General features: G+C 45.8%; 20 protein-coding genes and 1 pseudogene. 20 read left to right on the top strand and 1 reads right to left on the bottom strand.

Features of this window, described 5'->3' with window-relative positions:
* The first annotated feature begins 13 nt into the window (after positions 1-13).
* The 4 genes from ABCW45_RS01160 (at position 14) to ABCW45_RS01145 (ending at position 2,982) form a co-directional block, all read left to right on the top strand.
* Complete coding sequence (locus ABCW45_RS01160) at positions 14-1,342, top strand: IS200/IS605 family accessory protein TnpB-related protein (RefSeq protein ID WP_343220046.1); 1,329 nt, start codon at positions 14-16, stop codon at positions 1,340-1,342.
* A 99-nt stretch (positions 1,343-1,441) separates the two neighbouring features.
* Entirely contained in the window at positions 1,442-2,209 is a 768-nt protein-coding gene (locus ABCW45_RS01155) for a DNA/RNA non-specific endonuclease (protein WP_343220045.1), read from the top strand.
* A 23-nt stretch (positions 2,210-2,232) separates the two neighbouring features.
* Positions 2,233-2,475 carry a hypothetical protein gene (locus ABCW45_RS01150; RefSeq protein WP_215630752.1) on the top strand — a complete coding sequence of 81 codons (243 nt, stop codon included), beginning with the start codon at positions 2,233-2,235 and terminating at the stop codon, positions 2,473-2,475.
* A 186-nt stretch (positions 2,476-2,661) separates the two neighbouring features.
* The gene (locus ABCW45_RS01145; RefSeq protein ID WP_215630751.1) at positions 2,662-2,982 is read left to right on the top strand and encodes a hypothetical protein; all 321 of its coding nucleotides are present in this window, start codon (positions 2,662-2,664) and stop codon (positions 2,980-2,982) included.
* A gap of 66 nt (positions 2,983-3,048) precedes the next feature.
* Here ABCW45_RS01145 and ABCW45_RS01140 read toward each other — a convergent pair whose 3' ends face one another.
* Complete coding sequence (locus ABCW45_RS01140; RefSeq protein WP_425518581.1) at positions 3,049-3,858, bottom strand: AIM24 family protein; 810 nt, start codon at positions 3,856-3,858, stop codon at positions 3,049-3,051.
* 351 nt (positions 3,859-4,209) lie between these two features.
* On the opposite strand from ABCW45_RS01140, the gene ABCW45_RS01135 reads away from it, so the two are divergent.
* From ABCW45_RS01135 to ABCW45_RS01060, 16 genes and pseudogenes are all read left to right on the top strand, one after another.
* Positions 4,210-4,812, top strand: coding sequence for a hypothetical protein (locus tag ABCW45_RS01135; protein WP_215705270.1), 603 nt, complete (start codon positions 4,210-4,212; stop codon positions 4,810-4,812).
* A gap of 41 nt (positions 4,813-4,853) precedes the next feature.
* Entirely contained in the window at positions 4,854-5,444 is a 591-nt protein-coding gene (locus tag ABCW45_RS01130) for an NUDIX hydrolase (RefSeq protein WP_343220043.1), read from the top strand.
* Between the two features lie 207 nt (positions 5,445-5,651).
* Positions 5,652-6,458: a DNA adenine methylase gene (locus ABCW45_RS01125; RefSeq protein WP_343220042.1), complete on the top strand. Its 807-nt coding sequence runs from the start codon at positions 5,652-5,654 to the stop codon at positions 6,456-6,458.
* A gap of 16 nt (positions 6,459-6,474) precedes the next feature.
* Complete coding sequence (locus ABCW45_RS01120; protein ID WP_215705273.1) at positions 6,475-7,092, top strand: hypothetical protein; 618 nt, start codon at positions 6,475-6,477, stop codon at positions 7,090-7,092.
* Positions 7,093-7,163: 71 nt separating this feature from the next.
* Complete coding sequence (locus ABCW45_RS01115) at positions 7,164-7,487, top strand: type II toxin-antitoxin system RelB/DinJ family antitoxin (RefSeq protein WP_215630745.1); 324 nt, start codon at positions 7,164-7,166, stop codon at positions 7,485-7,487.
* Position 7,488: 1 nt separating this feature from the next.
* A pseudogene (locus ABCW45_RS01110) lies at positions 7,489-7,911 on the top strand (Fic/DOC family protein); the annotation flags it as partial.
* A 369-nt stretch (positions 7,912-8,280) separates the two neighbouring features.
* Positions 8,281-8,922, top strand: coding sequence for a GTP pyrophosphokinase (locus tag ABCW45_RS01105; RefSeq protein WP_215630743.1), 642 nt, complete (start codon positions 8,281-8,283; stop codon positions 8,920-8,922).
* A 13-nt stretch (positions 8,923-8,935) separates the two neighbouring features.
* Positions 8,936-9,730 carry a DUF262 domain-containing protein gene (locus ABCW45_RS01100; protein ID WP_343220041.1) on the top strand — a complete coding sequence of 265 codons (795 nt, stop codon included), beginning with the start codon at positions 8,936-8,938 and terminating at the stop codon, positions 9,728-9,730.
* 20 nt (positions 9,731-9,750) lie between these two features.
* Positions 9,751-10,248: a 5' nucleotidase, NT5C type gene (locus ABCW45_RS01095; protein ID WP_215705276.1), complete on the top strand. Its 498-nt coding sequence runs from the start codon at positions 9,751-9,753 to the stop codon at positions 10,246-10,248.
* A 59-nt stretch (positions 10,249-10,307) separates the two neighbouring features.
* A complete protein-coding gene (locus tag ABCW45_RS01090; RefSeq protein WP_343220040.1) occupies positions 10,308-11,078 on the top strand; it encodes a hypothetical protein in 771 nt (256 codons plus the stop codon).
* 103 nt (positions 11,079-11,181) lie between these two features.
* Complete coding sequence (locus tag ABCW45_RS01085; RefSeq protein WP_343220039.1) at positions 11,182-11,553, top strand: hypothetical protein; 372 nt, start codon at positions 11,182-11,184, stop codon at positions 11,551-11,553.
* Between the two features lie 35 nt (positions 11,554-11,588).
* Complete coding sequence (locus tag ABCW45_RS01080; protein ID WP_343220038.1) at positions 11,589-12,191, top strand: hypothetical protein; 603 nt, start codon at positions 11,589-11,591, stop codon at positions 12,189-12,191.
* The gene (locus tag ABCW45_RS01075; RefSeq protein ID WP_343220037.1) at positions 12,191-12,958 is read left to right on the top strand and encodes a nucleotidyltransferase domain-containing protein; all 768 of its coding nucleotides are present in this window, start codon (positions 12,191-12,193) and stop codon (positions 12,956-12,958) included. Before ABCW45_RS01080 ends, ABCW45_RS01075 begins: the two co-directional genes overlap by 1 nt.
* Positions 12,959-12,970: 12 nt before the next feature.
* The gene (locus tag ABCW45_RS01070; RefSeq protein WP_343220036.1) at positions 12,971-13,606 is read left to right on the top strand and encodes a hypothetical protein; all 636 of its coding nucleotides are present in this window, start codon (positions 12,971-12,973) and stop codon (positions 13,604-13,606) included.
* Positions 13,603-14,649 (top strand): 5'-3' exonuclease, encoded by a 1,047-nt coding sequence (locus ABCW45_RS01065; RefSeq protein WP_343220035.1) that lies wholly within the window; start codon positions 13,603-13,605, stop codon positions 14,647-14,649. The genes ABCW45_RS01070 and ABCW45_RS01065 overlap by 4 nt, the downstream gene beginning before the upstream one ends.
* Before the next feature lie 121 nt (positions 14,650-14,770).
* A complete protein-coding gene (locus tag ABCW45_RS01060) occupies positions 14,771-16,888 on the top strand; it encodes a hypothetical protein (protein WP_343220034.1) in 2,118 nt (705 codons plus the stop codon).
* Positions 16,889-17,304: the final 416 nt, after the last annotated feature.

The following is a 17,304-nucleotide window of genomic DNA, read 5'->3' as shown; positions in this document are numbered from 1 at the left end:
AAGAGGCTACCGCATGAAACTCAGTATGACCTACAGCGTCAGAACAAAGGGATTTAACCACATTTTCAATGAGACCGTTCGTCTGTACCGTCAGGCAGTCTCGTTTTTCGTGGATGTCTGTCTTACGGAATGGGATGTTATCTCCGCCGGGCAGTTCCAAAAGGAACGGGTCAACCTGGTGGAATCCCTGACTATTCAGACGAAACAGAATCCAGTGGTATCTTATGATTTCTCAGCTGAGTTCTACAAGTTCCCTAGTTACTTACGACGTGCCGCCATTGCGGAAGCGCTGGGTAAGGTATCCTCTTACCGCAGCAACTTGGCAAACTGGAAAGCAGCGGATCCGGCAAAACGCGGAGAGAAACCGTCACTGCCACAGGTGGGATACGTATATCCGGCCATGTACCGTTCCGGTATGTTTATCCGTACCGGTATGTATCAGGCGGCGGTAAAAGTCTTTATCCGAAACACCTGGGACTGGGTTCTGGTGGATCTTCGGAAAAGTGATGTGGACTATATTGAGCATCACTGTGCGAATTACAAGGAATGCGTGCCGACCCTGCAGAAACGCGGGAAGAAGTGGTTTCTGGACTTCGTGTTCCAGACAGCCGTAAAACTTCCAGATACCGATATCCGAAACACCCGTATCCTGGCAGTGGACTTGGGACTCAACAGTGCGTGTACATGCAGCATCATGACTCCGGAGGGCGCGGTCCTCGGAAGGGAATTTCTTTCCCTTCCGGGAGAATACGACTCTCTGGAGCATGCGGTAAGCCACATCAAACACGCACAAAAACTCTGTGCCCGTAAAACACCGGGACTCTGGAAACAGGCAAAAGGCATCAACGATGACATTGCGGTCAAGACCGCCCGGTTCATCGTGGATACGGCCATAAAGTATGACGTGGACTGCATTGTCATGGAATACCTGGACCTTGGCGGAAGGAAACGCGGCAGCAAAAAGCAACGTCTTCACCTCTGGCGGGCAAAGTATGTACAGACCATGGTAACGGACAAAGCACACCGGAACATGATCCGGACCGCCCGAGTCTGTGCCTGGAATACATCCAGACTTGCGTTCGATGGTACCGGCCGCGTACAGCGCGGGAAAGAGGCAAAGCTTCCAAGCTACAGTCTCTGCCGGTTTCCGACCGGGAAGCAGTACAACTGCGACCTGAACGCGAGCTATAATATCGGCTCCCGGTATTATATCCGGGAACTCTTAAAGACCCTTCCGGCAACGGCGGGGCAGGTGGTTACGGCAAAAGTACCGGAACTGGCCCATAGAAGCAAATGTACCTTATCCTCGCTTATTAAGCTGAATGCGGCACTTGCGGCATAGTGCCGGAAGACAGCTGAGTTCAGCCTGTATGGAGGAAGGGCAGCCCGGGAGTCCTAAAGGCTCCAACCGGACGGGAAATCCGGCTATCGGGACACTTTCATGGCAGAGCTTTCAGGAACGGGATCCAACCGGATACCGGAAGCTCGTGACTTCAGTCATGAGAGACGACTTCACCATTATTCTGATTTAGACACACTGGGGCGCTGTGGCGCTGCATATGCCAACATCTGCAAAGAGTTGATGCCAACGGAAAAGCGCGGCGAAATCGGCATGATCAAACCGACAGGCTGGCATACCGTCCGGTATGATGACATCATTAGCGACAAATATCTCTATAATCGTTGCCATCTGATTGGATTTCAGCTCGCCGGAGAGAACGCAAATGAGAAAAATCTTGTGACGGGCACACGGTACATGAACGTGGATGGTATGCTGCCATTCGAAAATATGATAGCCGACTACGTGAAGGAAACGGATAACCATGTACTGTATCGAGTCACACCGATCTTTGTCGGGGATGACCTGGTCTGCAGAGGTGTGGAAATGGAAGCGTATTCTGTAGAGGACAATGGGGAAGGCACATCCTTCCATGTGTTTGTGTATAATATTCAGCCTGGAATCGAAATTGATTATGCAACCGGAGACAGCTGGGTTGCAAATAGCATGGCAGATATCGTCGATGACACCGAAGAGCATGCGCAATACGCAACAACGCTGTATGTGATCAACGCCAAAACCAGAAAATTCCATTTTCCTGATTGCGACAGCGTGGGGAAAATATCAAAACAGAATAAGAAAGAACGCGAGACGGATCGCGCAGAACTGATCGCAGAAGGTTATACACCATGCGGTAGCTGCAAACCATAATACCAATACAGGAGGAAATTAAAATGTCTTACTGGAAAATTTATCGAATTGCCAAGATGATTATTGGCAGAAAACGCATGCGTCGGTTGATGATGACCGCTTTGACCATCCTCGTAATTGGAGCTTGCTATTGCGGAAGCCACCCGGGAACGTACGAGAAAGTTTCGGGCATCTATCAGGAGCAGAAAACTAACATCAATTCAGCTGTTCGCAATCTAACAAAATCTGCATTGACAGATGCAGCAAACAAAATAGGCGAAAAATAGTTTCTCCAGGAATCTTCTTCGGAAGGTTCCTTTTTTTTACACATACGTCCATATAAACAAGCCGTTGATAACATCAATCGCCATATACTCGTGACTTCAGTCATAAGAGATAACTTCACAAACCAGAGATCAAATGCATCATGGACCATAATTCTCATACAGAACAAATGAATAGGAGGTGATCACATGCAGGAAAGCATATTGACGGACATTGATCAGGATGTGAAAGAGAGAATTAATTATTTAGTTTACAAAAACAGGCTGCGCAAAGAGCCGATAACCATGCAAGACCTTGCAGTTGCATATAAATATGCAAAAATGAACATCACGGTAATGGAGGAATCTAAAACATCCGTATTGGAACTGCTATTGCTGGAACGTTATCATGACAGAATATGCGATATGAAAATTGTGGAATTACAAAATACACTATGTCATGATGGCAAGAGGACATTAACACAGTCCGAAAAACAATACGCTGTCCGGCACACGCTCTCACTGGCATAATGCTAAAAAGATAAAAGAGCGCAAAAGAACACCGGGGCTTATACGCCCCGGTATTGCTATGATTTCTTATTTTATTGTGCCGGAGATAGAGCTTGCTGCTGTCTGCATAGATAAGGTCGATGCTATCGGACTCATTAAAACACGTCCAGTACCGCGATATACGTTAACAAGGCCTTCGCCGCTGACTGCAGAACCGACCAGGGTTTTTGTTGTCCGTTCCACGGTAAAGTCAAGATTGGAAGACCAGCACATGGCCATGTTTCCATCAATCTTAAGCTCATCATTTTCCAGTTCGATCTCAATTAATTCTTCTTCTGGAACATTGCTTTCCAGAGCAACTACGCCGTTCCCCCGAAGGCTCATGTTAAACAGTCCTTCACCGCCCAATACAGCAGAGGAAAGATTTTTTCTGGTAACAATGTCGCGTTTTACTCTGGAATCACAGGCAAGAAACATCCCGTCCTCAATCGTCATACCGACCGGTCCCCAGGATGAAATATCCTGAAGAATAATATGTTTGTATGTCGGCTCCAGTACCAGGTATCCGTCGCCGATGTATTCCGGCTTTACGGCGGATTCCTTTGTGACAGCGCCCTTGAGAGCTTTGCCAAACAGATCACCGATCCCCTTTACACCGGTTGTAGCCTCAACGTGGCCGCCCATCCACTGCATGGCTCCGGCCTGGATGACTGCTGAGTGATCCTTGTCAATTTCGATCAGCGCCTGCCTGCGCCGTACGTTCATTTTGCCCATAAAATATTCGTTCACAGCACTGGTCGGGGATACGCTGGCGTCATGGGTGTATTCCAGGATATGGAAGTTGCCAACTGTTTTGACAAGCTTTCTGCATGATGTTTCAACATTCACGATTCTCATCATTATGCCTCCTTAACATTTTTCTTGCAGTGGAATTATGGAAAATCTCACATGGATTTTGGATAACGGATGTGCCGAGAGATATCCCATTCCATAATTTCACTGAAACCATGTATAAGCCATTTGAGCAAAGGAGGAAGAAAAGATGGCAAAAATGTGTCCAATCCGAGGGTATCCGGTATTGTACCTGGAATGCCAGGAATGCGAAGACAAGAAAATCTGCGGGAAAGCAGAATGGAACCACGTCCAGGTCGCAGGCACAAAGGGTAACGGTACGGAACAAAAAAACTGAACAGCACTAAAAAATAATGACTCCCAATTTACACGGGAAAGAAAGCAAAGGAGAAAACTATGAGTGAATGGAACGCAGCATATTACGGAAGTGGGCTGAAATTAAACGAAGAGGAATTTATCAACTTCTTCAAACAGTATCTGGCATGCAATCCGAAAGAAATGGGAAAGGCGCTGGAGTATTCCGGCGAGGAATTTGATCCGGGTGCCGCTTATGAACCGGATGAAGCATTTGATCTGACTACCGAGGCTTATTCGGACTGTGGATATATCCCTTCCGATTTATCCGGAACAGAGGTAACCATGGATCCCAAATCAGAGGAACGCTTCGGCATTGTCAGAATTTCGGATGACGATATTTATGATGGTATGCGCTTTATGCCGTATCGCGTCAATGATAAGTTTAATGTACCCCATAACATGAAGAATGGGGCGGAGACAGAGAATCCGGAGTTTGTTGACTGGATTGATCTGCGTGCAGAAACCAGCTACATGATCTTCTGTGAGATTCCTCTGGACGGACCAATGAGTTTCGTGAAGAGACCGTACGATTCGTACGAGGATTTCGTAAACGAGTTTCGGCACAAAATGGAACGGTATCTGCCGAAAGATTTCGACTGGGACGCCCATCTTGGAAGGTTTAATTATTCAGCATACTGTTAAGCCAGACAGGTCTTTTGTGAAAACTGAAAAGGAGAAAAAATATGAAAAAATTAAAAACACTGGAACCGACAAATGGAAATGGGCAATATCTGCATTCCTATAAGGCAAAATATGACGATTGTGGGGCTGAGATCCCGTATGAGATCGTAAGCCGTCATGGATGGCCAGAGGTGCAGGAGCATGGGCTGGGTACCAAAACAGATGCCGTATGCATCGTGCCTATCTTTGATAACGGTGATCTCCTGGTTACGCGTGAATTCCGCTATGCGATCAACGGCTATTGCCTCGAATTTCCAGCCGGGCTCATTGATCCTGGCGAAACTCCGGTAGAAGCCGCCAAACGGGAATTAAAAGAGGAAACCGGGCTTAATACCGAGAAGGTACTCTTTACGATCCCTGGCGGATACAGCAGCGCCGGCATGACGGACGAAAAGGTTGCCATTGTTGGGCTGCTTGTGAGTGGAAATTTTTACGAAATGCAGGGCAAGGAAGAGATTCATCCAATTCGAACGAATGTCAATCGCCTGTATGCGATGGTCGCAGATGGTGATTCCTGCAGTTCCAGAATGCAGTGTTTGATTGCAGGTATCCATTTGGCGAGAACGGCAGAATTTTGCAAATTATGCGAATGAGAATAAGGAGCGGAGGAATTGAAGACATTTCGGTGCAGGGTGTGCGGGGCGATATTCGCCTCGCAAGATGATATCGAAGAAGATGTTCATGGCACTGGCTTCTGGTGCCCGGAATGCGAGAGATTCACGCCATATGCAGGCATAACCAGAATCATTGACCTATCTGTTTGCTTAGAAACAAAGGCCTGTGACTGTCGGGAACGCCAGATGGATGAGCAGGTAAAAAGTGATTTACAGGGGAGGTTGTCCCCCTTGCGTTATCCCGGAGGAAAGGGGAAAATGCTCAAGCAGTTGGAACCGCATTTTCCGGAGCATATCGGCACCATGGTCGAGCCATTTGCCGGCGGTGCCGCCGCATCCCTGGCTATGCTATTTGCAGGACGCGCCGATCGGATCGTTTTAAACGATCTGGATCCGGGTGTATACGCATTTTGGATATCTGTTTTGAAATATACAGAAGAACTCCTGAATGCGGTTCACAACATACAGGGCACGCGGGAAGAGTTTTTGCAAGCAAAAAGGATACTCGACCGGCCGGACGGTCGCCCCACGGTTGAATTAGCGGCGGCATTTCTGATAGCAAACCAGCTGGCATTTTCCGGAATCACAAAAGCCGGGATCGCAGGAGACTATGAGCGCCGATGGAATTACAAAAAGGTGGCAGACCGAATCCGCAGGATCGCAGCATACAAGGATCGTATCACGGTGATGCATATGGATGCGCTCCAGGTGATCGAAGAATTTTATTGGAATGCGGATCATTTCCTGTTTATCGATCCACCTTACGTTTTACAGGGAAAACAGCTGTACCGGGAATGGTACGAAACGGATGATCACAAACGTTTGGCGGGACTGATCCAGGATTTGACATTATCCTATCCGGGATGTGCAAAAATCGTAGTAACCTATGATGCCTGTCCAGAAACGGAAGAATATTATGACTTTCCGTATGTGGGAAAATTTTATAAACAAAGAAACTACAGCTGCGGCTGCAGCCGAAACACAAAAGACTAATGAGGAGGAAGCGCTTATGATCAGAACAAATTGGACAACAGCAACAACAAATTACCAGGAAGCTTTATTGGCTTTGCAGGCCTGCAAGGGAAGTTGCAGGACATGCTGGTTGGAACTTAGGGAAAATGGCGATCAAGATTTTCCAATTAAAATCGTAAATCCAGTGCTTAATGATCCGTTTGCGTGGGAGTTCAGTTATGGAACATACATGAATCCGGAATTGCTTCTCAGACATAATTTTCTGAATGACACGGAACGTGATCTGACGTACAATTGGATCGCCGGCTTTGGAAATCCGGTTGCGATAGAGTTGTATCGAAAGAACCGAGAATTAACAGAAGGGTTAAATGCCGGTATTGGTACATGCTTTCCTATTCGTATTGCGGATGCGCAGAAGTATCGTGATACGTTTGTCGGCGATGGATATGTATATCCTTATCCGGAAAAAGGCGGCTGTATGGTCGCCTTCTGGAAACCGAAAAAGAGGATTCCGGCTTATGTACCGGATCAGACAATCGGGAAAGTCTTTACCGTATGTACGGATGTGGAAGGCGATGTAATCTCTGAAATCGACAGTCTGGAAAGAACGGCGAAGACCTTAGAGGAATACGCGCAGTATTTGAGAACAAAATAATCATGCCAAGATGTTATTGACACTGTATATACAGTGTCATATAATAGACATATAAGAAAGGAGCTGTGATTATGGAAACAATGGGGATCGTTCAGGCAAGAACACCTGAGGGTGTAAAAAATGAAGCAATCAATATTCTGGATAAGCTTGGCCTTAATATGTCTACGTATATCAATATGGCGCTGAATCAGTTGATCATTCAGGAAGGTATCCCGTTCTCTGTTAAACTGACCAAACCATCTTATACAGATGAAGAGAAAATTAAAGAAGTGGTGGCGACAATGAGAATGGAGGGACTTCAGCTGAATGATGATGATCTTGGTATGTTGAGAAGCATTGAGCGCGGCGACATGAGCTATGATGAAGCAAGAACAAAAATATTAAGCGAGGTGTAGTATGTCGGATACAAGATACTGTTATCCGAATTCAGACGTGTTAATCAACAAACTGAATATAAGGGAACAGGACAAACTATACGCGTTTGAACGAAGACTGACGATGCTCAGATTATTAGAATTAATGGATAATCCGATACGTGGACAGTTTGATTTCCGACACCTGAAAGAAATCCATGCGTATATTTTTCAGGATATCTATGACTGGGCCGGAAAAGTAAGAACCGTAGACATTGCAAAAGGTAATATGTTTTGTAATGTAAGGTTTATACCAGAACAGGCTGAAGAAATCTTTTCAAAGCTTAAAAAGGAAAAGTATTTAGCAGGATTGGAAGAGGATGTGTTTATTCGAAAATTGGCATACTATTTTTCAGAAATAAATGCATTGCATCCATTTAGGGAAGGTAACGGACGCAGCCAGAGGGAATTTATCAGATCCCTGGCTCTGAAAAATGGGTACGTGATCCATTTCGATAGGATATCAGAAAGTGAAATGGTACTTGCGAGTCAAAAATCCTTTCTGTGCGACTACTCAGATATGGAAAAACTCTTCAGCAAATGTATTACAAAAAATAATAGAAGTCTTCTTCTAAAGGCCATTGCGGTTATACGCAGTGGTCTTTTTCTTTACTATACCGCTCTTAAACCACAAATCATTCTTTCAAGAAAACCGTCTGCAGTAATAGCAGGCAGTTTTCTTTTGCTCATTAGCTATGCTATACCGCGAACCAGTTCTCCACCATCCACTTCCATAATTTCTCCGAAACAATATAGAAAACAGAGGAGAAAAGACATGAAAGTAAACAAAGAAGTAAACCGGATCCGCAAGGAGATGGAGAACGAAAACTACGAGACCCTGTTTAAAAATGTAGCCGGCGTTGTCCAGGAGCGCGCAGAGGCAGCGGGGAGGGACTTGGAACTGTGCCATAAGCGTACTGTGATCCATTCCATATCCGCAAGGATGAAAAGCCCGGACAGCATTTATAAAAAGCTAGTAAAAAAAGGCTTAAACCCGACAATCGCAGCTGCCCGTCAGGAACTGGCAGATCTGTTTGGTGTCAGAATCGTGGTCATGTACCTGGACGACATTTACCAGACAGCCGGATTGTTAAAACAGAGCGCCGGCATGACGCTGTTGTATGAAAAGGATTACATCCGCAACCCAAAGCGCTCCGGCTACCGTGGCCTTCACCTGATTTTCGGCGTTGATGTATTTCATCACGGTAAAGTACGGCGTGAAAAGTGCGAAGTTCAGATCCGTACCATGGCAATGGATAGTTGGTCAGCTCTGGAACACCAGCTGATTTATAAGAATCCATGCGCAGTTGCGGAAATCGACAAAGATTTAAAGCACTGGGCAGATGAACTGGCAAAACAGGATCGGAAACTCGTGGAATTTCGGAAGCGCATTGCTTCTGAGACAAAATATGCATAAGGAGAAGAATAGTATGGCAAGAGCAAAAGTATTAATCCAGAAAGAACAGCGTGCAAAACAGATCCAAAATGACATGGACTGGCTGAGCAACACACTTCCACATCTGGATACACCAACCTACCAATTTGGTGTTGGAGAACATGTGCGGTACGGCAGCATGGAAGAAAGTGTTGTGGAAGAGGTATTACATGGCGGAAAACTGTATGTAATCCGATGCAGCGTGCGAAAACACAACACAGAGGAAATGGAAACGGTATATCATGCAGCCCAATGGACAGACATTCGCCCAATCCCCGTCAACTGTACCACTCTGGAACGGAACCAGGATCTCCAGTTATCGTTCAATCCGTATACCCTTGAAGGTGTTCTGCATCGTTATTATCATTTTGGCGTTGACATGGATCCGTTCTATCAGCGCGGATATGTCTGGGAACAGGCAGATAAAGAATTGCTGATTGACAGCATCTTTTCCAATATCAAGATTGGAGAGATCGTATTTGTGAAACGGGATCATACTGAAGTGCAGGCATCTGGATGTCTCTATGAAATTTTGGATGGCAAACAGCGCCTGGATGCAATCCGCGGATATTACGAAAACCGATATCCATATCAGGGATTGTATTTTAATGATCTCAGCGCCAAAGACAGGCATGTTTTTCTGGAACGGGTTGTACCGATCGCAGACCTGGTGCGTCCTGATAAAGAAACGCTCCTGAGATGCTTCCTGATGTTAAATCGTGCAGGAAAGCATATGGATCCGGAGCATTTAAAAACTGTGGAAGAGCTGTTAAAAGAATGCGACAAATAAATATACAAGGAGAAAAAAATATGAACGAAAGATGGTTTTTGGACATGGATGGCACCCTGGCAGAATGGAAAGTAGGATGTGAGGCGGAATTATTGAGCGAAGGATATTTCCGGAACTTAAAACCGACAGAATTCGTGAATCCTTTCCGCGAATACGCGAAGGAGCATCCTGAAAATGTTTATATCTTAAGCCACTGTCTGGTGGAAGGCTACGCTTATGGTGACAAGCAGGCATGGCTGGATCAGTATCTTCCGGAAATTCCGAAAGAGCACCGTTTGCTCCTGCCTTGTGGAGTCTGCAAAGCAGATTATGTCATAGATGTTTTTCATTTGGAGAAACTGCCAGAGACATGGATCTTGTTCGATGACTATTCCAAAAACCTGCATGCCTGGAAGGCTGCTGGTGGTATGGGGCTTAAGTGCTACAACGGCATTAACGGAACTCACGGAACATGGAAACATGGTGGTATCATGTGGAGCGGCGAACTTGCAGTAATGCTCACGCAACGTGATGCCTAAGATTTCCAAAATATCAGCAAACACTATTGCAGAAAAAAAATACGAACAAGGAGAAAAATATGAGAATCGATTTAGAGTATATCAAAAAATGGACAGACATTCCCGAGCAGGAATTGATGGAGCGCCTGGTTAAAGATGCAGTCGGACTGCAGGAAGAAGCGAGGGAACGGGAGCATCAGGCAATCGTTAAGGAACGTATGCAGGATAAAACCTACAATACCGCATTCATGCGGGAGTTCTTTGCGAGCTACAACTATCTGCATAACTACTTCTCGGACAAAGAGATCCTGACTGCGTGCAAACACCATGCGGATAAATCCGATATGGCAAAAGAAATTGCAGTTCGTGGACACCGGGATGAAGCGTCCTTAGGCATCCGTTTCGTGAAGCATACACGCACGGAATTTACGGAGACAAGCCGGAACGGCTGGTCACGTACCGTGATGGATAACGGAACCATCGTCCTGATGACAAGCCCGTATCAGTCCAGATTTGCCGGAAAAGTCATCGAGGAGCTGCTGCTGCAGAAATTACCGTATTTAAGGAATTTCACGGTCAGTGTCTACGAAATTTATGACAAAAAGCAGGATCTCATTTTCATCAAAAACCCGGAAAGGGCAGAGCATAACTGCGATGTCAGTCTGTACGTTTCTGCTGGTGACCTGCTGTCGCGCAAAACCGGAACGGAGTTACTGAAGAGACACAAAGACTACTGGCATGACTATGGCAACGGGAAATACGATGATGCCACAGAAAAATTCCTGGTTGGTCCGTTCGTACAGAGCTTCTTAGCGGCTACGCAGGAATTTGCAGACAAGGAGGAGAACTAAATGGGAACCGTTCTGTAGATGTGAACACTACCAGACCGCATCGCTCCGGAAGCATTTTGATTTTACGCTCCTGCCGGATGCGAACGTATACACGATCCGCTCGATGAAAGACCTTACTGCTCTCCCGATGCGCGAAAACCCGAACCCGGCAGTATACGGAATGTACCTGCCGGACTTCGAAAAATGCGTCCGGCTCGGGATTGATGCCGTGGAACTGGCATGGTACGGAGACGAGTTCAGGCAGGCCGGCAGCAGCCCTGTCGGAAATGCGCTCCGGTCATGGGATTGCGATTCCATCGTCATCTTAAATCCGGACATCATCCTGACCGAGAGTGTTGCAAAACAGCGGAAAGAACGCTGCCTGGATTGCGCATACCTGGTAGAAGATGAGAACGGTAACTGGGTCTGCGATGACTGCGGCAAAAACGTGGAAATGATCCCGGATCATGCGTGCAGTGCGGAACAGGACTGGTAGGGAACAAAAAAATGGACAAAAGAAAAGGAGAAAAAATGGCAAGTATCAATGGACTGACAGTAAAAAAACTGAAATATTTTGAAGGAAGGGAAGGAACTGCGGCGCAGGGTAACCTGTACCTCGGAAACAAAAAGATCGCATTTTGGAGCCAGGACGCCGATGGTTGTGTCGAGGATAATCTTGACATGGAACCAGGATACAGTGAAACACGGCTCCGTCAGGCGATCATCGCGGCACATCCGGAAAAGCATGAAGAAAAGGTCGCTCAGAACGGAATCCCATATACGCTTGATTACGAACTGGAATTCCTGATGACGGATCTGCTTTCCCTGATGGAAACGGAAAAAGCCTGGAAACGAGCAGTTAAAGCTGGATATGCCGGACTGTTTGAAATCACAGACGGATTTCATGTTTCGCAATGGAAACTTTCCAAGTTGTTATACGAAAAGGGCGTGCGTACAGTGGAAGCTGTTAAGGCAGAAATTCCAAAGAAGCAACTGGATCGGGTGATAGCTTCCATGTTCAAAAACGAAAGACTGAAAGAATCCGTCTGCTGGTCAAAAGAGGATTTTGCGATCGGCACCCCGTTGGAACTGGATAACATCACAAGAGACGGTGCAAAGACAGGAGGATACTGATGGAAGACAGAAAGAAAGCAGAAATCTTGGCCAGATTAAGCAATCTGGAAACCGAATACCAGATGCGGATACTTTTGGCCGTAGAATACGGAAGCCGCGCATATGGCTGTGCATCGGATGAGAGCGATTACGATATCCGACTGATCTATGTATATCCGATGGAACGGTATCTGGGCTTATCAATACCGCAGGACAGCATCTCGGTCATTGAGGACGATCTTGATATTTGCGGATGGGAATTAAGACGTGCCCTGTCACACGCATCCAAATCCAACGCCACATTCTGGGAATGGATGCAGGCCAGAGTGATCATGGACCGTCTTGGATTTGCTCAGAAAATTCGGGACGTTGCGAAACCGTATTTCCGCGAGAAGCCTCTCCTGCACGCACAGATGAGACTGATTCAGTCTTACCGTAAGGAAATTATGCAGGGCAAGAAACAAGCAAAAAATTCCCTCGGTCTTATGCGCGTTGCTATGCAGGCAGTTTATATCATGCAATACCACGCGGTACCACCAGTAGAAATCAAGGCGCTGATCAGCCAGACCGTACTACCGGGAACGCAGGATGCAGGAGAATGTGAGAAACTTCTGGAATTATGCAGAAATGGGCAGCCGGATGCGGAATATACATTATCCTGTGAATTGGCTTCCAGTATCGACGAACGGATCCGGCTGTGGTTAAGCGGGCACCCGGAACAGGAGGAGCGGGATCTGAGAACGCTGGACAAATTCTTCCGGTCTGTGGTGTTAGACCGAACAGAATAGGAGGATATTTTTGTGAGAGATACAAAAATTAAAATCAGACTTAGCACTCCAGGACTTTCCCTGAACGTGGAAGTGCCGGAGGAAAAATTTATGGATGCATTCCGGGAAGTGGCAGATACATTGTTTGCATATGCCACAAAGCCGGCAGGACTGCCTGCACCGGAAACTGCGGATAGTATGCTTGAGGATTTTACAACATCGCCCATAACAAAAGAATCGGTGAAGGTAGATGATACGCCGATGCCAGTAAAAGCAGAACATCTGCAAAAGGAAGATCACTGCGAAACATTAAAGCGAAATATTCCAACAATGCAGGCCACGACGACCGAAGACAAAACGGAAGCAGAAGTCCGGCAGGGATATAAAGGGTTTCTTCTAATTAAGTGCACAACCTGTGGACGCATCCACGCATTCAACAGCCGGGCCGTCACAAGCCGGTATCAGTGCCGGAACTGCAACAGGGTCATGGATTTGGAAAATCTGGTACCTCTTCAGGCAGACTGCGAATGCGGCCAGAAATCCAGATACCGTACCAATATAGAAGAACCTATGTTGGACGTAACGTGTATCGCCTGTGGCAATCCGGTTACGGTTGAGTGGAATGCCAAGAAGAAATATTACCAGACAGTTAGGGAGGTGCACAGATGAGAAAGAAATTATTGATTATTGACGGCTCTTCCATGTTAACAACCGCATATTATGCGCTGTTACCGAATGAGATCCGTTTCTGCAAAGTTCCAGAAGAGCGGGCGCGATATTTTGATAAAATCCTTCATGCCAAAAATGGCACGTATACAAATGCTGTTTATGGTATGACCCGACAGCTTTTAATGTTGATGGATGGCTGGAAACCGGATTATCTGGCGGTCATGTTTGATAAGACCAGGAGCACCTTCCGCCGGAGACTTTACGCAGATTATAAGGCGCAGAGAAAGGAAACAGATTTGCCATTAAAGGAACAGTTCCTGACTATGGAAAAGATTCTTGCCGATTCCGGTATCCCGGTTTTTTTCAGTGATAACTACGAGGCGGATGATCTGGCCGGAACGATGGCAGAAAAATACGCTAAAGACAAGCAGGTTGTACTTGTCAGTAAAGACAAGGATTACCTTCAGCTTGTCGATGACAGCCGGAATATCCAGGTGTGGATGCCTGAGGATGCGAAAAACGCGGAGAATCCCGGGAAAGCAGACGCCTTTCGTAATGGAAGACCGGAAGAAAATGAAATGTTCCCGGCATATACCCGGCATTACCAGATTTACACAGAGGATGACGTATGCAGAAGAATGCACGTTACGCCAAAACTTGTCCCAGATCTGAAAGCGATTGAGGGAGATTCGTCGGATAACATCCCAGGAGTCAAAGGAGTGAGCTCTGCCGCCGCCCCGCTTGTAATGGAGTACGGCGGGGTGACTGGGCTGTATAAAGCAATCGAAGCATGTCAGGGAGATACCAAATGGGAAAAAGAACTGGTATCCTTTTGGAAGGATGAGCTTGGTATCACACGCAGCCCATTAAATGCCCTGAAGGCGCAGTATGACAGGGCAATGCTGTTTCGGGAACTCGCAACGATTCGGACAAGATGTCCGGAAATCTTGCGTTACGATCTTCTGAAACATCCAGTTTTTGATATCCGCAAAGATGTATTCAATGATCATATGCGTGAATTAAACATCCGAATCACTATGTAACTGCAATTCATATCTTTAATAAGGTCACACTTTTGTGACCTTATTTTTTTTTTGTCGTCAGACATTCATGCCCATAATTTATCCGAAACTATCAAAGACATAGAGTAATGGAGGAAAAATCATGATGAATGAAAAAGACATGCAGAATATTGCCATAGCGGCACAATATGGCACTTGTGGTACAAAGTACCTGGGTGAAATTCTGGACCAACTCCGTATACAAGGACTGGACAAACAGGATATGCGGTGGATTTGTCATACGCTGGCTATGGAATCGCCAAACATTGTGCGTCGGTTGAATGCCAACATGAACGAAGACCAATTCCAGCGCTGGATGAACTGTATGCATGAACATGCGGAAAATGACCCGTACATGGAAGCGTTGGAATATGCCTTTACAGTATACGGAAGTAACGCTGGGATCTGCAAGGAGCCAGATGCTGGGAAAAAGGAAACGATTCACACACATCTTTTTCAGTCAGTGCAGGATCATCGTTTGCCACTGACTGATTTTGTGGAACTGACGGAAACATATCATGCTTTCTGGGATGTGTTCCGGCTGGAAATGGAATCCTTCCTGGAAAATCTGCGCCCGCTGGATTCCGAAAAAGATGCAAAAACAGCGAAGAGTATTATTGCTTTAGTCACTGATTGCCAATGCACATCAAAAAACAAAAAACTGGCTGCAATGAAAGCGCTTCGGAATCACAATGTAACGCCAGGTTCAAAAAATGCAGAAAAACTGGCAATTTATTTTTCAGAGCGTGAAATCCGCTATCTTAACGTGATTTTAGCACAAGGAAAGGTATCAGATGCGGTCATGGATAAAATCAGTGCTGAATTCGTAGAAAATCTTCTCAAATCCGGCAATGATGAAAACATGCCATATACACTCGCTGAACAGAATATGCTGGCACATGTCTGCAATCGGAAATTTGTCAAAAGAATCGATGGATACAGTAGCATGCGGGCATTTTTCCAGAGCAACTACAATCTCTGCAGGTCCTATGGGCTGACAAACGCAAACTGGATGGTACTGTATCAGAAGATTGTGCTTAAGGCCTATCAGTCTAGTTTCTGGGGATTCAATAAACTTCTGACATTTGACTGCAGCGATCCGACAACCTGGGAGCGTCTGGTGGCGTTGCCAGATGAAGATGTCATCACAGTCGTTTACCGGACTACCTCAGCAACTATGCATTCGGCAAAAGAACATCCTGAGCAGATGAAAGAACTGCTTTCAAAAATTATGGATGTTATTGTCTGGCTGTTGAAAAAGCAGGGAGCCACCGTGGATGAGAAATCGAAACTGGAAGGCTGCATCAAATACACCCGTGCATATGCCACAAAATTTATTCAGGTCGGGCTTGTTACATTAGGTAACCAGGCAGATCTGGATAAATACTGGGAAATTCCACAGGGCCTACGGGATCTGGATACATGGACTATACGGATGCTGTTGAAGCGCCTGGGAAAAAGCTTGATACTGGCGGACTGTATCGATCAGTCACAGATTGAGCTGAATCCCTGGGATGATACGGCCGATTTTTTTACCGCTGTATATCCAGATGCAAATCCTGATCGTTTTACACAGGAAGAGCGCGTCCGCTTATTCACAATGTTCGCGGAAATGAGGTTTCGTTACAATTTAAACACGCTGTCGTCCATGTATACATACATGTTACGGAACCAGATTCCATTTGAAAAATTTATGGATTCCGAAACAGAGAAAGTATTAGCCAAACTGTTATTAAACAACCCTGAATTTTCCAAATATGAAGAGACACTGCGCAGCATGGTAATGACCAAAGAAGAATTTGAAACTTACCAGGTGATGGCGGCAAATGAAGCATTAGCGCAGGAGCAGGTAAAAGAATTGTTATCCGTACAGGAACTGATGAAAAAACATGTACGCGATCTGGTACATAATCCTGATCAATTCCTGGAAGATTGCTGGTTCATTCTGGACAGTAAAAAAAGGATCTGGGAAACAACGATCAGCTTTTTAAAGATGACGAAAGTGCGCTTCGGAGAAAACAGCGAAAGCCTTCTGGACGACACGTTCCGTACTTCCATGCAAGCGGCAGGCCATAGCCTTTATAAATACTCCGAGCGAATGAGTCGGATTGCCAGAAATATGAAAGACCCGTATTTTCTCAAAGTGATGGCGAAACATGTGCTTCAGGAAACCGAAAACCAAGGTAACGGCGAATCAGAAACAGAAGACAGTAAACTTTAAGAGAAGCTGGCTTCCTAACGAAAAATACAGGATACCGAAAGGATCCTGTATATCAAACAAAAGGAGAAACAACCATGAGATTAGTAGAACAAATGAAATTTGCAATGACGTGGGACAAAATGGAAGAAAACCGCACAAAAAGTAAAAATAGAACAATATACTATAAACGCAACATTCCATCCTGGCTTATGAACTGGACAATCAGACAGGAAAAAGTGATTGGGCTGACACGAACCCGGAATGTACTTTGCCTTCTGGACACATGCGACTTTAATCCAGTGGTATCAGAAGACAAAAATGTCTTGACAACACTGGAAATTTTCTGTACGATACCACGCAGTCTAAAGGTTTTCTCCATGTTCCCGGATGCATCTGCTTTTATCGGTGCGCTTCCGTGTTTAGCATCAAAAAATGCT

Origin of the sequence: Pilosibacter fragilis, assembly GCF_032490495.1 — a bacterium.
In the GTDB taxonomy this organism is placed as follows: domain Bacteria; phylum Bacillota; class Clostridia; order Lachnospirales; family Lachnospiraceae; genus Pilosibacter; species Pilosibacter fragilis.
Note: the sequence above shows the minus strand (reverse complement) of the source record. Positions and strands in the feature narration are given on the sequence as shown.

Coding starts and splice junctions, on each gene's coding strand:
- ABCW45_RS01160 (WP_343220046.1), top strand. CDS start 14: ATGAAACTCAGTATGACCTACAGCGTCAGAACAAAGGGATTTAACCAC.
- ABCW45_RS01155 (WP_343220045.1), top strand. CDS start 1,442: ATGGCAGAGCTTTCAGGAACGGGATCCAACCGGATACCGGAAGCTCGT.
- ABCW45_RS01150 (WP_215630752.1), top strand. CDS start 2,233: ATGTCTTACTGGAAAATTTATCGAATTGCCAAGATGATTATTGGCAGA.
- ABCW45_RS01145 (WP_215630751.1), top strand. CDS start 2,662: ATGCAGGAAAGCATATTGACGGACATTGATCAGGATGTGAAAGAGAGA.
- ABCW45_RS01140 (WP_425518581.1), bottom strand. CDS start 3,858: ATGAGAATCGTGAATGTTGAAACATCATGCAGAAAGCTTGTCAAAACA.
- ABCW45_RS01135 (WP_215705270.1), top strand. CDS start 4,210: ATGAGTGAATGGAACGCAGCATATTACGGAAGTGGGCTGAAATTAAAC.
- ABCW45_RS01130 (WP_343220043.1), top strand. CDS start 4,854: ATGAAAAAATTAAAAACACTGGAACCGACAAATGGAAATGGGCAATAT.
- ABCW45_RS01125 (WP_343220042.1), top strand. CDS start 5,652: ATGGATGAGCAGGTAAAAAGTGATTTACAGGGGAGGTTGTCCCCCTTG.
- ABCW45_RS01120 (WP_215705273.1), top strand. CDS start 6,475: ATGATCAGAACAAATTGGACAACAGCAACAACAAATTACCAGGAAGCT.
- ABCW45_RS01115 (WP_215630745.1), top strand. CDS start 7,164: ATGGAAACAATGGGGATCGTTCAGGCAAGAACACCTGAGGGTGTAAAA.
- ABCW45_RS01105 (WP_215630743.1), top strand. CDS start 8,281: ATGAAAGTAAACAAAGAAGTAAACCGGATCCGCAAGGAGATGGAGAAC.
- ABCW45_RS01100 (WP_343220041.1), top strand. CDS start 8,936: ATGGCAAGAGCAAAAGTATTAATCCAGAAAGAACAGCGTGCAAAACAG.
- ABCW45_RS01095 (WP_215705276.1), top strand. CDS start 9,751: ATGAACGAAAGATGGTTTTTGGACATGGATGGCACCCTGGCAGAATGG.
- ABCW45_RS01090 (WP_343220040.1), top strand. CDS start 10,308: ATGAGAATCGATTTAGAGTATATCAAAAAATGGACAGACATTCCCGAG.
- ABCW45_RS01085 (WP_343220039.1), top strand. CDS start 11,182: ATGAAAGACCTTACTGCTCTCCCGATGCGCGAAAACCCGAACCCGGCA.
- ABCW45_RS01080 (WP_343220038.1), top strand. CDS start 11,589: ATGGCAAGTATCAATGGACTGACAGTAAAAAAACTGAAATATTTTGAA.
- ABCW45_RS01075 (WP_343220037.1), top strand. CDS start 12,191: ATGGAAGACAGAAAGAAAGCAGAAATCTTGGCCAGATTAAGCAATCTG.
- ABCW45_RS01065 (WP_343220035.1), top strand. CDS start 13,603: ATGAGAAAGAAATTATTGATTATTGACGGCTCTTCCATGTTAACAACC.
- ABCW45_RS01060 (WP_343220034.1), top strand. CDS start 14,771: ATGATGAATGAAAAAGACATGCAGAATATTGCCATAGCGGCACAATAT.